Here is a 15104-nt window from a genome sequence, read left to right as displayed (position 1 = left end):
TATCCGTTTAGATAAAAAAAGATAGTAGGGATAATCAATCCTTACTATCTTTACTCTTATTATTCATATGTCTTTAAGAAATTCGTGTCTTTTTTATTTTACAGTGATAACTCTACCTGTTTCACTACTTTCAATCGCTAATTGAATAAGTCGAATAACTTCTAAGCCTTCTTGTGCTGTTACAGGTGGTTTCTCACCATTTACAATACTATCTCTTACACCTTTATAATACATGTCATAACAGCCAATTTCTGTCGAAATACGTTCTAGCTTTTCTTCCGTATCTAAAGTAGCAAAGTTCTCTTCAGCGTCTACTCCATAACCGTTATCGCCTGGCTTCATTCCATTTTTTAATTGTTCTTCCTGTGAATCCATACCGTATTTCACGATAGAACCTTTATCACCATGCAGTGTAAAGTGTGGACCTGCTTGCTTTACGTAACTGCTACTATGTAAAATGACACGCTTTACTCCGTAATGAAGTACAACATGGAAGTAATCATCAATTTCTGCGCCTGGTCGTTGTTTGATTACATCTGCACTTATTGCATCTGGTCTCCCAAATAATGATAATGCTTGGTCAATTAAATGCGAGCCTAAATCATATAATATTCCTGATCCTGGTAAGTTTTTTTCTCTCCAGCGATTACGTACATTCGGGCGGAAACGATCGAAATGCGCTTCATATGCGTATAGATTCCCTATTCTATTTTCTTCTAACAATTTCTTTACCGTTAAGAAATCATTATCAAAACGACGATTATGATATACACTTACTACCACATTATGTTGCTCTGCTAATGAAATAAGCTCTTCTCCTTCTTCAATTGAAACAACAAACGGTTTTTCTACAACAACATGCTTACCGTTTAATATCGCTTCTTTTACATACGGGAAATGAGTTATATTCGGCGAAGTAATGACCACTAAGTCAATATCAGCTCGCTTCACCAATTCATCAATCGTACTAACAACGTTAGCGTTCGGTAATGTTTCTTTTACTACCTCTTCTTTTGAAGATAGTACGGCACGAATCTCATATTCTTCTATCGTTTGTAATAATGGGATGTGAAATGTTGTACTAGAAAATCCAAATCCTACAATCCCTACACCTATTTTTTTCATGTTGTCCCTCCATTTATCCCGCTTTAACGGACAGTAAGATTCCTACTCAAAATTCAGTGAACGCGAGGGAGTTAAACGGGAGACCAACTGCCCGTAAAAGCCCGATTGGTTCAACTAATAATCAGTGGGATAAAGAAAACCCCCACTGATTAAAGTTTCATTTTATGAGAACGATTTCATTCAGTTATTATAACAAGACTATTGTTATGTACATAATAATTTGCCTAGAAAAAAACATCTTGCCATTATTCATAGCAAGATGCTTCCTTTATTCCGGTCGTTTTTTCGTCCACGTTTCTATAACTTCACCAGTATCGTTAACATCTAGTACTAAACTACCGTTACTATACCGGTCTTTATTTCGATACGCTTTCGGATCAATTTCTTCTACAATGTGTTTCTCAGTCTTCATATATACTAGTTCATCGTCTCGAACAATTTCAATACCGACAATACGGTATGGATTACGTTTTAACTCTTTGAAAATAACAAGGCCTCGCTTCGCCCTCGTTGATTTCTCAATTTCTGATGCTTTTAGACGTTTTACAGCACCTCGTTGCGTAACAAGAATAAGTTGATCTTTTTCACCATTTAATGGCTTACCAGAAGCGACATAATCATCTTCTTTTAAATTAATTGCTTTCACACCAGCGGCCCTTACACCGACTGGACTTACTTCATCTTCATGGAAAATAAGTGCATATGCACCATAGGTTGCAAGAACAATATCACTCGTTCCATCTGTTGCAAATATATCTACAACATAATCATCTTTTTTCAAATTCACAGCGACGAACGCTCTTGAATAACGCTGAACTTTATATTGGTTTAATTCTGTTTTCTTAATCATACCATTTCGTGTAACAAATACGATAAATCGTTTTTCTTCTTCAAAATTCGGTACGACGGTCGCCCAAATAATCATTTCATCCCGCTCGAGTGAAACGAGATTCGCAACGTGTTGACCTAAATCTTTCCAACGAATTTCTGGCATTTCATATACTGGCAGATATATATAGTTTCCTTTATTCGTAAATAATAGGACTGTCTCTGTCGTGTTCGTATCGAATCGCTCCAGTAAGATGTCACCCTCTTTCATACCGAAGTCTTTCCCGTTCGATGCATTATGTGAACGCCAACCTGTTCGTTTCACATATCCTTCTTTCGTTACAGTAACGATGACATCTTCCTGCGGAATCATCACTTCCACATCGATTTTAATTTCCTCAATTTGTTCTTCAATAATAGCACGGCGATCATCACTATATGTTTTCTTTACTCTCTTCAAATCTGTTTTAATAACTTGAAGAAGTCTTTTTTCACTTTGTAAAATTGACTGTAACTCTATAATCTTCTTAGTAAGCTCGTCTGATTCTTGTTCTAGCGCCGTAATATCTGTATTTGTTAAACGATATAGTTGCAACGAAACAATTGCTTCTGACTGCGCTTCTGTAAATCCAAATTTCGTACTTAAATTATCTTTTGCATTACGCTTATCTTTAGAAGCACGGATTGTTTCAATCACTTCATCTAAAATCGATAATGCTTTCTTTAAACCTTCTACAATATGTTGACGATTTTCTGCTTTTCTTAATTCATATTGTGAGCGTCTCGTAACAACTTCTTTCTGATGCCCAATATATGCATCCAAAATCTTAGGTAGTGTCATAAGTGTCGGACGACGATTATTTATCGCTACCATATTAAAGTTATATGGAATTTGTAAATCTGTATTCTTATATAAATAATTTAAAATACCTTCGGCATTTACTTCTTTTTTCAGCTCTACAACGATGCGAAGACCTGTACGATCTGTCTCATCACGTACTTCAGCAATTCCATCTAGTTTTTTATCTAGACGCAATTCATCCATTTTTTTAACAAGGTTTGCTTTATTTACTTCATACGGAATTTCTGTAATAACGATTTGTTGCTTACCACCGCGGATTGTTTCAACTTCCGCTTTTCCGCGAATAATAATTTTTCCTTTTCCTGTTTCATACGCTTTTTTGATACCATCAATCCCTTGAATAATACCACCTGTCGGGAAATCTGGTCCTTTCATAACTGTTAATAAATCATCAACCGTACTATTCGGCTTATCAATACGCATCATCGTCGCATCAATTACTTCTCCAAGGTGATGCGGAGGAATTTCTGTTGCATAACCAGCTGAAATTCCTGTCGATCCGTTCACTAATAAATTTGGGAACATTGCCGGTAATACAACTGGTTCTTCACTCGTATCATCAAAGTTTGACACAAATTCTACTGTTTCTTTATCAAGATCACGTAATAACTCAGATGCGATTGGTGATAAACGGGCTTCTGTATAACGCATTGCCGCTGCTGGATCGCCATCAACACTACCATTATTACCATGCATTTCAACTAAAACATTACGTACTTTCCAAGTTTGACTTAAACGTACCATCGCCTCATATACAGAGGAATCACCGTGTGGATGGTAGTTACCGATAACATTACCAACTGTTTTAGCTGATTTTCGAAATGCTTTATCATGTATATTTCCTTCTACATACATAGAATATAAAATACGTCTTTGTACAGGTTTTAGACCGTCACGCGCATCTGGAAGCGCGCGATCTTGAATAATATATTTACTATAACGTGCAAAGCGGTCACCTAACACGTCTTCAAGCGGGAGGTCATGAAACTTCTCTGCCTGCATGTTATTCCACCTCCGTCTCCATAATCATTTCATTTTCTAAAATATTTCCTTCTTCTTGCATACCAAATTGTACATTTCGTTCGATCCATTTACGGCGAGGTTCTACTTTATCACCCATCAATGTCGTAACTCGGCGCTCCGCTCTTGATGCATCGTCAATTTTCACACGAATCAACGTACGCGTTTCAGGATTCATAGTTGTTTCCCATAATTGATCGGCATTCATTTCGCCAAGTCCTTTATAGCGCTGCAGCATGTAGCCTTTACCGACTTTTTTTGTTACACCATCTAATTCTTCATCAGACCATGCATACTCTATCACTTCACTCTTACCTTTTCCTTTACTTACTTTGTATAAAGGAGGAAGTGCAATAAATACTTTGCCAGCTTCGATAAGTGGTTTCATATATCTGTAGAAGAACGTTAGTAACAATACTTGAATGTGCGCACCATCTGTATCAGCATCGGTCATAATTACAACTTTATCGTAGTTAATATCTTCAACAGCGAATTCATTCCCTACACCACCGCCAATAGCGTAAATGATTGTATTAATTTCTTCATTTTTAAAGATATCAGCAAGTTTTGCTTTTTCTGTATTGATTACTTTACCACGTAACGGTAATACCGCTTGGAAACGTCGGTCTCGACCTTGTTTCGCGGAACCACCAGCAGAGTCACCCTCTACTAGGTACAGTTCATTTTTTTGCGGGTTACGTGATTGTGCTGGTGTTAACTTACCACTTAATGTACCTTCTGATTTCTTTTTCTTTTTACCAGTACGTGCTTCTTCTCTCGCTTTACGAGCAGCCTCACGTGCCTGCGCTGCTTTAACTGCCTTTCTCACAAGAAGTGTAGCAACATCCGGGTTTTCTTCTAAGAAGTAAGCTAAATGCTCAGATACAATTGCATCAATTGAAGAACGAGCTTCACTTGTACCAAGTTTCCCTTTCGTTTGCCCTTCAAACTGAAGTACTTCTTCTGGTACACGTACAGAAACGATAGCCGCTACACCTTCACGAATATCTGTACCTTCTAAATTTTTATCTTTTTCTTTTAATAACGATACTTTACGAGCATACTCATTGAACACACGCGTCATTGCTGTTTTAAATCCAGCTTCGTGTGTTCCCCCATCTTTTGTACGTACATTATTTACAAACGAAAGAATGTTTTCTGAATAGCCATCGTTAAACTGGAATGCTAACTCTGCTTCAATTCCGTTTTGTTCACCAGTGAAGTATACAACCGGATGAATCGAATCTTTCTCTTCATTTAAGTATGAAACGAAAGCTTCAATTCCTGTTTCATAATGAAAGACATCTTCTAAATCATTACGTTCATCTTTTATCGAGATTTTCATTCCTTTTAATAAGAATGCAGATTCACGTAATCTCTCACATAATGTTTCATAATTGTAATTTGTTGTACTGAAAATAGTTGTATCTGGTTTAAAATGTATTGTTGTACCAGAATCTTTCGTCTTCCCGATCTTCTCCAGTGTCGTTGCAGGAATACCACCATTTTCAAAGCGTTGTTCATAAATATTTCCGTCACGTTTAATCGTCACTACTAACCATTCTGACAAGGCATTTACAACTGATGCCCCAACACCATGTAAACCACCACTTGTTTTATAGCCACCTTGACCAAACTTACCACCGGCATGAAGTACAGTTAAAATGACTTCAGGTGTAGGTTTCCCAAGTTTATGCATCCCCGTAGGCATTCCTCGCCCTTTATCAATAACGCTAATACTATTATCTTTATGTATTACGACAGAAATTTCGTCGCCAAATCCCGCTAACGCTTCGTCAACGGAGTTATCTACTATTTCATATACTAAATGATGCAATCCACGGCTATCCGTACTCCCGATATACATACCCGGGCGTTTTCGAACGGCTTCAAGTCCTTCTAACACTTGAATTGCATCTTCATTATATTGGAACTGATGCTTCGCCAAACTCCTTGCCCCTTTCCTAATCAAATCAGAACATATGTTTCTATTATAGAATAACGCCTCGACTATAGTTTTGGCAAGTTATCTTATCTCTTTTATATACCATTTTCAATAGAAAAATCCTTGTTTTTTCACAAGGATTCCTCTAGGCTACTATTTCAGAAAAATAATCGTTTGTCAACGAGAAATGGATATGTATGCCAAGATTATACATTCCAAACCTTTATCATGATCCAAATGATCAATATCCAAAATGGGATAACAAGTAACAATCCCCAAAAACAGCCTTTAAAAAATCTCATGATGAACACCTCGTTCATCGGCCCTATTTATCTATAACGAGGGCTGAATCAATCTTTCTCTTTTTAAAACCTATACTATTTTGTCATCGCATGTTCTACTTTAATACAACGATCCATTATTACAGTATAGCCTGTTTCTTGCAAAAATTTATATGTATCTTCATCTTGTACTCCTAATTGTGCCCAAAAAACATCTGCATCAATCTCTACAAACTCTTTCGCAACATCCATTAAAAATTCTGAACGGCGGAATACATTTACAATGTCAACATGTTCCTTAATATCCTTTAGTGAAGCAACTGCTTTTTCTCCAAGCACCTCATCTACTGTTGGGTTTACTGGAATAATGCGATACCCAGCATCTTGCATTGCTTTTGAAACCATATACGATGTACGTTCTGGCTTATCCGATAATCCAACAACTGCAATCGTTTTGCTTTTCTTTAATACTTCACCAATTTCCGTACGAGTTGGGTTTTCAATTGTCATAATTTATCCCTCCTATTCCTTTAGTATAGCCGATAAAGAAAGTCTCTTTCAATATGAAAGAGACTTTCTTTTATTTCGATTATTGATTCTTTGTAGCTGAGTTATCTGCTAAAGTAGCTGTTTTCGTCATTTTTTGACCGTTACGATAGAATGTAACTTCTACTTTCTCGCCTACTTTTTTCTTTTCATATAAATATTTACGGAATTGAAGTGAATTTTCTACTTTTTGATCATCTAATGCTACTACAATATCATATTGCTCTAAACCAGCTTTTTCTGCAGGTGATATTGGGTAAATTTTACCTAATACAACGCCATTTGTTACTTCTTTCGGTACTTTCAATTGATTTACCGCATAAGCTTGCACATCTTCTAATGAAACAACACCTACTCCAAGAGCTGGACGTTTCACTACTCCGTCTTTTTCAAGTGATTCAATAACTGGTTTTGCGATATTAATTGGAATAGCAAATCCAATCCCTTCAACTTCTTGTTGTGCAATTTTACTTGAATTAATCCCAATTATTTCACCGTTTTGGTTAAATAAAGCACCACCACTATTACCTGGGTTAATCGCTGCATCTGTTTGGATAACTTGCGCTTGCCAATCTGGTCGTTTATCCCCATCAATATCTACTGGAATTTCACGTTCTTTACTACTAATAATACCTTCCGTTACACTTCCATCAAACCCTAGTGGATTACCGATTGCAATTGCTTTTTCACCAGCACGGATTTTACTTGAGTCACCTAAAGTGGCAACTTTATTTACATTAGACCCGTCAATTTCGACAACAGCTAAATCTAACCAAGGATCTTTCCCTACTAGTTTTGCATCTACTTTTTTACCATCACTTAATTTTACAGCAAGTTTATTTGCTCCATCTACTACGTGGTTATTTGTTACAATATATGCTTTATTTCCTGCTTTTTTATAAATAACACCTGATCCTGAACCAGCTTGTTGTTCTTGGCCTGTTGGTTGCATTGCAAATGGATCAATGCTTTGTTGCATATTAATCACACCTACAACAACATCTTTCGCGCCTTCAATCATACCAGGTAAATCAGTTTCATTTTTTGCTTTATTGACAACAGGAACTACAGTACCTTCAACTTTTGAATCCGAACTGAATGATGATACAGCCGCTCCATTATTTTGAGCCCATGGCATATATGGTGCCGCAAAACTAATTGAAACAGCTCCAACTACTGCTCCGACTAAACCTGTGAAAAAATAACCTTTTTTGCCGCCTGATTTTCTCACTTCTCTCGTTTCACTATGCTCTTCATTTAAATTCGGTCCGTCGTAATATCCCATGTTTTATTTCCCCTCTCTGGTGAATTCGTACTTTCAGTATAGTCACAGTTTGTGTCCTTCTTGTGAACTCATCGTGAAATCCAATTAAAAAAATACTCTTATCTATCATTGTAGACAAGAAAAGTATTTTTTGTACATTCCACCTACAAAAGAGAGTATAAATTTGCTATATCTCAAAGCCAAATTACATAATAATTTACCGAAAGAATTCTCCTTCCAGAGGCGCGTGAAGGGCGATAGCCCAGCGGTAGGTGGACGATGAATTTCGGTTCGGCATAGCCAAAAACTTTTGATAAACTAGCTATATGAAGTTCTTTGATAACTTGATATATAAGGTTGCAGGAAGAAAATAGCGTGCGAAAACCAAGCCATTCGGTCCTTGCGTAAAATATCAACCGTATAAAGAAAGCTTTCTAACGTTGAACATCTAGGGATTGGATGCCCCGAAGTAACGCTCAGGGAGATGAAAGGTTACTTTCGCCGTGGAACTGAGAAGCTCCCACTTCAAGCTCTACTAAGTGGTGAGTCGTTCACAGGTTATTCTTCAAATTTATAACCAACTCGAATAACAGTACCGATATGCTTCGCTTTATCTCCTAGCTTATTTCGTAGTTTTTTAATATGAGTATCAACCGTTCGGTCATCACCGTAGTAATCATATCCCCATAACTGATCTAATAAATGTTGACGTGACAACACAATTCCTTTGTTCTCCATTAAATAAACAAGAAGTTCAAATTCCTTATGTGTCAATATAATTTCTTCTCCATCTACTAACACCGTTCTAGATAGACGATTTACTTCTATTCCAGCTAAAGACATAACATTTTCTTCTGCTACTCCTACCACGCCATCCGCACGTTTCAATAACGTCTTCGCGCGGGCTACTAACACTTTCGGGCTGAAAGGTTTCGTTACATACTCATCTGCACCTAATTCGAACCCTAATAATGTATCATCCTCATCTGAACGTGCTGTTAGCATAATAATTGGTACCGCTGATTCTTTTCTAATTCGTCTACAAACAGACCATCCATCTATTTCAGGTAACATAATATCTAACATAATTAAATCAATTTCATGCTCTGCAAATAATTCTAACGCTTTTTTCCCGTCTTCTGCTTCAATTACTTCAAAGCCTTCATTACGAAAATAATCACTAACGATTTCACGTAATCTTCTTTCATCTTCAACAAGCAATACTGTTTTATTCATATAATCTATCCCGCCTTTTTACTCTTTCAATCGAATAATACGTTGATTGGAGCTTCCGCGAAATGGAAGTGTTAAATCTTTTTTCTCGATTTCAAATCTTCCATCGACTAAAACATCCCCATAATGTAACAACTCTATCATATCATTATTTTGAGAACTCTGTATCTCTTCTAACGTATAACCTGTATACATCCATAGATTTTTTTTCAAATCTTTCACTGCTTTTGCTACTTTTTTCACTTCAGCAGCTTGAAAAAATGGATCTCCACCTGAAAATGTTACATCAGTTAATGCATTACTTGCAATCTCTTTCACAATTTCTTCTACTGTCATTTCAGTTCCATTACAAATATTCCAAGATTTCGGATTATGGCAGCCGAAACAACGATGCGGACAGCCCGCAAAAAATACGACTGTCCGCAACCCTTCTCCATCTACTACACTATCATGAATGATGTTCATCACTTTCATTTATGCTTCACCCGATCCATCTCTTCACTACGTTTCGCACTATTCCACTTCGACATATCACCTACAAGATAACCTGTTATACGGCGAATTCTTTCTATATTAGCCTCATCTTCATTTCCGCAGCTTGGGCATTCATTACCAATAACTCCGTGGTAACTACAGCACTTACAACGGTCAACTGGATGATTAATTGAACCGTATCCAATACCATGATCTGCCATCGCTCGTACAATTTGTTTTAACGCCTGTTTGTTATGCATAGCTGCTCCGTCTAGTTCAATATACGTAATATGTCCCCCGTTACATAGGGCGTGGAAAGGTCCTTCTAAACGAATTTTATTTATCGCTTGCATGTTATAGTAAACTGGGATATGGAATGAATTCGTATAATAATCATGGTTCGTTATACCGCTAATCACACCAAATTCTTCTCTATCTTTTTTCACAAACTTCCCTGATAACCCTTCTGCAGGAGTTGCAATTACTGAGAAATTCAGTTCATGTTCTTCCGTCGCTTTATCCATTCTATCTCTCATTAAAGAAATGATTTCATACCCGAGTTTCCATGACTCTTCATCTTCTCCATGATGCTTTCCTGTTAAAGCTACTAAACACTCCGCAAGACCGATAAAGCCAAGACTTAACGTCCCTTGCTTTAAAATGGATGCTACAGAATCTTCAGGATGTAACTTTTCTCCACCGCGCCATACACCTTGTGAATATAAAAACCGAAAATCTCTTGCTCGCTTCGTACATTGATACTCAAATCTCTCTAATAATTGCTTAATTCCTAAATCTAAGTAATAATTTAACGCTTCAAAAAATGCTTCTTTTGAACCACTAATTAACGCTAATTTCACTAAGTTGATAGACGTAAATGATAAATTCCCTCTTCCAATCGCTGTTTCTTCTCCATGTATGTTAGACATAACACGGGTACGACATCCCATGTAACATACTTCACTTTCCGGTCGTCCGTCATAATGCACTGCATTAAATGGCGCATCTAAAAATGAAAAGTTAGGAAATAATCGTTCAGCCGTTGTCTCTAACGCTAATTCAAATAAATCATAGTTCGGATCACATTCTTCAAAGTTCACACCTTTTTTCATTTTAAAAATTTGAATGGGAAAAATCGGTGTTTCCCCTTTACCAAGACCAGCTTGTGTCGCTTTTAAAAGTTGTCTAACTAATAACCGTCCCTCTTTTGATGTGTCTGTTCCATAGTTAATAGAAATAAACGGTACTTGTCCCCCACCCCTACTGTGCATACTATTTGAATTATGAACGAAAGCTTCACACGCCTGATACGTATCATTTTCTGTTTCTTTCCATGCAAATTCTTCTATTTGTTCTTTCGTAAGCGGATATGACTCTAATCGTTTCTTATGTCTCGCTACTGTTTTTCTCACATATGGAGCTAAATCAATATCAAAGAGTGCAAATGATTGACCACCGTGCTGCATATTTTGATTCGCCTGAAAAATAATAGACGAAAGAGCCAATGCACTTTTAATGTCTTGCGGTTGTCTCATATGCCCATGTCCGGTATGAAAACCGTTCGCAAGCATCTGCGCTAACGGAATTTGCGAACAAGTCGTCGTTCCTGTCGCATAAAAATCTAAGTCATGTGGATATAATATATTTTGATTTATCGCTTTTTTCACTTGATCTGACAATAAATTTTCAACTGCATAATATTTCGCACTCTCTGATGCGAACGTTCCCATTACTCCCATCGGAGAGCGGCCATCTACATTTGCATTTTCTTGCATTAAATCTTGCTCACTACCGTGGACAATCGTCTCAAACACTCTCATTAATTCTTCTCCACGTACATTTCGTTGTAACATTTATAACCCTCCACCAATATGTTGTTGTCTTTTGATTAAAATGTTACTACATATAGTCTTGGTGTTTCTGTGAAAAATGTAACATTCCTGTGAAATTTTTTTCACGAAATAATGAATTTTTCATTTACAAAAAAGAAATGTGCTCTTTACAAATGTATGGTACAATATACGGGAAAAACTCTTTTTACCCTTTATCAACACATTTGAATAAAGGAGACTGAACTTATGGTTACTACATATCTTTTATTTATCGTTGCCTACTTACTTGGCTCGATTCCATTCGCACTAGTCGTTGGAAAAATCGGCTACGGAATCGATATTCGTGAGCACGGAAGCGGTAATCTAGGCGGAACAAATACATTCCGCACACTAGGGAAAAAAGCAGGTTTTATCGTTACAATTGCTGACATTTTAAAAGGTACATTAGCAACAAGTCTACCGATTATTTTCGGATTAGATGTTCACCCACTATGGTTCGGATTAGCAGCTGTTCTTGGACATGTGTATCCGATTTTCGCGAAATTCCGTGGTGGTAAAGCTGTTGCAACTTCTGCTGGCGTGCTATTATGCTACTCTCCAGTTGTTTTTGCAATATTAGCTGTTGTCTTTTTCAGCCTTTTATTTACAACAAGATACGTATCACTTTCTTCTATGGTAACAGCCGTCGTTGCTGTTATTGCATCCATTGTTAGCGGGGATAAAATCTTCATTATTGCGATGTGTTTATTAGCAGGTATGGTTATTTATAAACACCGTGCAAATATCGGACGAATTATAAATAAAACTGAACCGAAAGCAAACTTTTCAAAAAAGCAAAAATAAGATCGTAACCCACATAACGCAAAAAGAAAACGTGAAGCATATTAATAGCGTCTTTTTGCGTTATTTTTTATACTAAAGAAAAAGCAACATAATTTGGAGGAACTATACATGAATCTTTCCGTAACAAAAGAAGCAGCACAATGGTATAAAAACGAATTAAACTTACAATTGGGTGAAACACTACGCCTTTTCGTACAATACGGCGGTTGCAGTACTGTGCAAAAAGGACTTTCTTTAGGTATTCGTAAAGATGACCCTGCACATCCTGCTGTTCAAACTCAAGAAGAAGGTATTAACTTCTTTATTGAAGGCGATGATGAGTGGTTCTTCGATGGACATAATTTAGCTGTTACATTTAACGACGGCGATGATTTCCCGCAATTTAATTATGAAAAATAAAAAAAGCGTGGCTTCTGCCACACTTTTTTTATTTTTTCTTAATTTCCTCATATTTCGCATACCACTCTGGATATAACTTTTTAAATGATACGGGCCTGAACCCTTCTTTTTTCGCACAAATATTCGTCGTACTTGCAGTAATACAAAGTTCACCATCACCATTATATATTTCATAACCATATACAACGCGAAGCGGGCTCACAGTGTCCACCCACGTTTTCACAATTGCTTTTTCACCGTAACGCATCGCTTTACGATATGAAATTTGCAAGTCTAACACAGGAGAAATAATTCCCTCTTTCTCCATTTCAACATATGAAAACCCTAAATCTTGTATAAGTTTCGTGCGACCTAATTCAAGCCACACTAAATAGTTTGAATGGTAAACAACACCCATTTGATCTGTTTCCGCATAACGGATTTCAACTTCATGTTCTGCTACAAACATATGTATTCGCCTTCTTTCACTTCTGCTACCTTGCATACATTTAATCATAATACAGTGACATCAAAAATAAAATAAAAACAGTGAATCTTTTACTGAAAGGAGCAAGCTTATGATTCAAATTGTAACTGTTCGTAGCGGTGATAGTGTATATAGCTTGGCATCAAAATATGGATCAACACCTGACGAAATAGTAAAGGACAATGGATTAAATCCAGCTGAAACACTCGTTGTTGGTCAGGCACTGATCGTTAATACGAAAGGGAATAATTATTATGTACAGCCTGGTGATAGCCTATATCGAATCTCTCAAACATATAACGTACCTCTCGCTAGTTTAGCTAAAGTTAATAACTTATCTTTAAAATCCATCCTCCATGTTGGACAGCAATTATATATACCGAAAGGGACAAAACGTGCAGTAGAATCCATCGCTTATTTACAACCATCAACAATACCAATAAAAGAAAGTTTGGTTAATGCTACGCGTGCCATTAATCCATTTTTAACATATTTGGCTTACTTCAGTTTCGAGGCAAAAAGAGATGGTACATTGAAAGAACCAACTGAAACAGCTAAAATCGCTAATATTGCAACGCAAGGCAAAACCATCCCAATGCTCGTTATTACAAATATTGAAAATGGAAATTTCAGTGCCGATCTGACATCAGTTATTTTACGCGATACATCGATTCAAAACAAATTTATTACTAACATTTTACAAACAGCTGAGAAGTACGGTATGCGAGACATTCATTTTGATTTCGAGAGTGTAGCACCTGAAGATCGTGAAGCGTATAATCGTTTTTTACGAAATGTAAAAACACGATTACCTAATGGATACACATTGAGTACAACACTTGTACCGAAAACGAGCTCAAATCAAAAAGGTAAATTTTTCGAAGCTCACGATTATAAAGCACAAGGGCAAATTGTTGATTTCGTCGTCATTATGACATACGACTGGGGTTGGCAAGGCGGACCACCGATGGCTATTTCTCCTATCGGTCCTGTAAAAGAAGTGCTTCAATATGCAAAATCTCAAATGCCTCCCCAAAAAATTATGATGGGGCAAAACTTATACGGATTCGATTGGAAACTTCCGTTCAAACAAGGCAATCCGCCCGCAAAAGCGATTAGCTCTGTCGCAGCTGTCGCACTAGCTCGTAAATACAATGTCCCTATCCGCTATGATTTCACAGCTCAAGCTCCTCATTTCAATTACTTTGACGAAAACGGCGTACAACACGAAGTTTGGTTTGAAGATTCACGGTCTGTTCAAAGTAAATTCAATTTAATGAAAGAACAAGGTATAGGCGGTATTAGTTATTGGAAAATCGGTTTACCATTCCCGCAAAATTGGCGTTTACTCGTTGAAAACTTTACGATTACGAAAAAGGGCTGACATAAGTCAGCCCTTTTTTACTATTAAAATTCCGTCACAAAAAGAAGAATGATAACATTCTCCCTTTTTAACCGTTATCAACAATCGGTTGTTTACCCGTTTGGTCTTGCATTTGCTTTCCTTTATTGCCACCAGCTTTTTTTGATTGTGTTCCAATATGATTCGGTGCAAAGTCTTTTGAATTCTTTTTCGGATTACCCATTACTATCGCCTCCTTAACACTAGTATCGTACTAGTGTTAAGATTTATTCAGCTTGCTTAAAAAGTTTCATTTCATAACGTTTTTCAATACGCTCTTCAATGCGATCGATTGCATCACGATCACTTAATAATTGTTGTTTATTTTCTTTCACAAGTTCGTCAAATGATTTACGGCGACTTCTTCTCACGCTGTTCACCCTCTCTCCTTCTCATTCTCATTCTCATTCTCATTCTTACTATACATAGTATGAGCAAATGAAAAACTCTTTAATCAGATTTGCAAGAAAATTTTATGTTTTAGTACTCCTAAAAAAACTCCGTGTACAATAAATTGCAACACTCACGAAATCTGGACACATATCAAAACACCTAAACCATCCGCTGCAATTCACTTAGTACTT

At 36.8% G+C, this 15104-nt stretch carries 14 protein-coding genes; 3 read left to right on the top strand and 11 right to left on the bottom strand.

Annotation, left to right across the window (positions count from 1 at the left end; all coding sequences use genetic code 11):
• Positions 1 to 93: 93 nt before the first annotated feature.
• The 8 genes from KVT31_RS25705 to KVT31_RS25670 form a co-directional block, all read right to left on the bottom strand.
• Positions 94 to 1125, bottom strand: coding sequence for an oxidoreductase (locus tag KVT31_RS25705; protein ID WP_088097289.1), 1032 nt, complete (start codon positions 1123 to 1125; stop codon positions 94 to 96).
• A 268-nt stretch (positions 1126 to 1393) separates the two neighbouring features.
• The gene (parC, locus tag KVT31_RS25700) at positions 1394 to 3817 is read right to left on the bottom strand and encodes a DNA topoisomerase IV subunit A (protein ID WP_088097290.1); all 2424 of its coding nucleotides are present in this window, start codon (positions 3815 to 3817) and stop codon (positions 1394 to 1396) included.
• Between the two features lies 1 nt (position 3818).
• On the bottom strand, positions 3819 to 5783 hold the full coding sequence (parE, locus tag KVT31_RS25695) for a DNA topoisomerase IV subunit B (RefSeq protein ID WP_088097291.1): 1965 nt from the start codon (positions 5781 to 5783) through the stop codon (positions 3819 to 3821).
• A gap of 374 nt (positions 5784 to 6157) precedes the next feature.
• A complete protein-coding gene (locus tag KVT31_RS25690) occupies positions 6158 to 6571 on the bottom strand; it encodes a CoA-binding protein (protein WP_088097292.1) in 414 nt (137 codons plus the stop codon).
• 79 nt (positions 6572 to 6650) lie between these two features.
• A complete protein-coding gene (locus KVT31_RS25685) occupies positions 6651 to 7892 on the bottom strand; it encodes a S1C family serine protease (protein WP_088097293.1) in 1242 nt (413 codons plus the stop codon).
• Between the two features lie 537 nt (positions 7893 to 8429).
• Positions 8430 to 9107, bottom strand: coding sequence for a response regulator transcription factor (locus KVT31_RS25680; protein WP_088097294.1), 678 nt, complete (start codon positions 9105 to 9107; stop codon positions 8430 to 8432).
• Positions 9108 to 9125: 18 nt separating this feature from the next.
• Positions 9126 to 9578, bottom strand: coding sequence for an anaerobic ribonucleoside-triphosphate reductase activating protein (gene nrdG / locus KVT31_RS25675; protein WP_088097295.1), 453 nt, complete (start codon positions 9576 to 9578; stop codon positions 9126 to 9128).
• Complete coding sequence (locus tag KVT31_RS25670; RefSeq protein WP_088097296.1) at positions 9575 to 11431, bottom strand: anaerobic ribonucleoside triphosphate reductase; 1857 nt, start codon at positions 11429 to 11431, stop codon at positions 9575 to 9577. The genes nrdG and KVT31_RS25670 overlap by 4 nt, the downstream gene beginning before the upstream one ends.
• Positions 11432 to 11656: 225 nt before the next feature.
• On the opposite strand from KVT31_RS25670, the gene plsY reads away from it, so the two are divergent.
• Together plsY and KVT31_RS25660 are read left to right on the top strand one after the other, a co-directional pair.
• On the top strand, positions 11657 to 12253 hold the full coding sequence (gene plsY, locus KVT31_RS25665; RefSeq protein ID WP_000258967.1) for a glycerol-3-phosphate 1-O-acyltransferase PlsY: 597 nt from the start codon (positions 11657 to 11659) through the stop codon (positions 12251 to 12253).
• Between the two features lie 108 nt (positions 12254 to 12361).
• Positions 12362 to 12652 (top strand): HesB/YadR/YfhF family protein, encoded by a 291-nt coding sequence (locus tag KVT31_RS25660; protein WP_088097297.1) that lies wholly within the window; start codon positions 12362 to 12364, stop codon positions 12650 to 12652.
• Positions 12653 to 12680: 28 nt separating this feature from the next.
• Here the strand turns inward: KVT31_RS25660 and KVT31_RS25655 are convergent, their stop codons facing one another.
• Positions 12681 to 13100 carry an acyl-CoA thioesterase gene (locus tag KVT31_RS25655; protein ID WP_000495812.1) on the bottom strand — a complete coding sequence of 140 codons (420 nt, stop codon included), beginning with the start codon at positions 13098 to 13100 and terminating at the stop codon, positions 12681 to 12683.
• Between the two features lie 109 nt (positions 13101 to 13209).
• Between KVT31_RS25655 and KVT31_RS25650 the strand changes: the two genes are divergently transcribed.
• Positions 13210 to 14502 carry a glycoside hydrolase family 18 protein gene (locus KVT31_RS25650; protein WP_088097298.1) on the top strand — a complete coding sequence of 431 codons (1293 nt, stop codon included), beginning with the start codon at positions 13210 to 13212 and terminating at the stop codon, positions 14500 to 14502.
• A 67-nt stretch (positions 14503 to 14569) separates the two neighbouring features.
• On the opposite strand, the gene sspN is transcribed toward KVT31_RS25650, so the two are convergent.
• Together sspN and KVT31_RS25640 are read right to left on the bottom strand one after the other, a co-directional pair.
• A complete protein-coding gene (gene sspN / locus KVT31_RS25645; protein ID WP_000527987.1) occupies positions 14570 to 14704 on the bottom strand; it encodes an acid-soluble spore protein SspN in 135 nt (44 codons plus the stop codon).
• Positions 14705 to 14747: 43 nt separating this feature from the next.
• Entirely contained in the window at positions 14748 to 14891 is a 144-nt protein-coding gene (locus KVT31_RS25640; RefSeq protein WP_001254697.1) for an FbpB family small basic protein, read from the bottom strand.
• Positions 14892 to 15104: the final 213 nt, after the last annotated feature.

Origin of the sequence: Bacillus sp. GbtcB14 (genome assembly GCF_019091205.1) — a bacterium.
Classification (GTDB): domain Bacteria; phylum Bacillota; class Bacilli; order Bacillales; family Bacillaceae_G; genus Bacillus_A; species Bacillus_A cereus_AG.
This window is presented reverse-complemented; position numbering and strand designations above follow the sequence as displayed.

Bases quoted from the DNA above. Each gene is read 5' to 3' on its own strand.
- KVT31_RS25680 (WP_088097294.1), bottom strand. From the start codon at position 9,107: ATGAATAAAACAGTATTGCTTGTTGAAGATGAAAGAAGATTACGTGAA.
- KVT31_RS25690 (WP_088097292.1), bottom strand. From the start codon at position 6,571: ATGACAATTGAAAACCCAACTCGTACGGAAATTGGTGAAGTATTAAAG.
- KVT31_RS25705 (WP_088097289.1), bottom strand. From the start codon at position 1,125: ATGAAAAAAATAGGTGTAGGGATTGTAGGATTTGGATTTTCTAGTACA.
- nrdG (WP_088097295.1), bottom strand. From the start codon at position 9,578: ATGAAAGTGATGAACATCATTCATGATAGTGTAGTAGATGGAGAAGGG.
- KVT31_RS25660 (WP_088097297.1), top strand. From the start codon at position 12,362: ATGAATCTTTCCGTAACAAAAGAAGCAGCACAATGGTATAAAAACGAA.
- sspN (WP_000527987.1), bottom strand. From the start codon at position 14,704: ATGGGTAATCCGAAAAAGAATTCAAAAGACTTTGCACCGAATCATATT.
- KVT31_RS25650 (WP_088097298.1), top strand. From the start codon at position 13,210: ATGATTCAAATTGTAACTGTTCGTAGCGGTGATAGTGTATATAGCTTG.
- KVT31_RS25685 (WP_088097293.1), bottom strand. From the start codon at position 7,892: ATGGGATATTACGACGGACCGAATTTAAATGAAGAGCATAGTGAAACG.
- parC (WP_088097290.1), bottom strand. From the start codon at position 3,817: ATGCAGGCAGAGAAGTTTCATGACCTCCCGCTTGAAGACGTGTTAGGT.
- KVT31_RS25655 (WP_000495812.1), bottom strand. From the start codon at position 13,100: ATGTTTGTAGCAGAACATGAAGTTGAAATCCGTTATGCGGAAACAGAT.
- plsY (WP_000258967.1), top strand. From the start codon at position 11,657: ATGGTTACTACATATCTTTTATTTATCGTTGCCTACTTACTTGGCTCG.
- KVT31_RS25670 (WP_088097296.1), bottom strand. From the start codon at position 11,431: ATGTTACAACGAAATGTACGTGGAGAAGAATTAATGAGAGTGTTTGAG.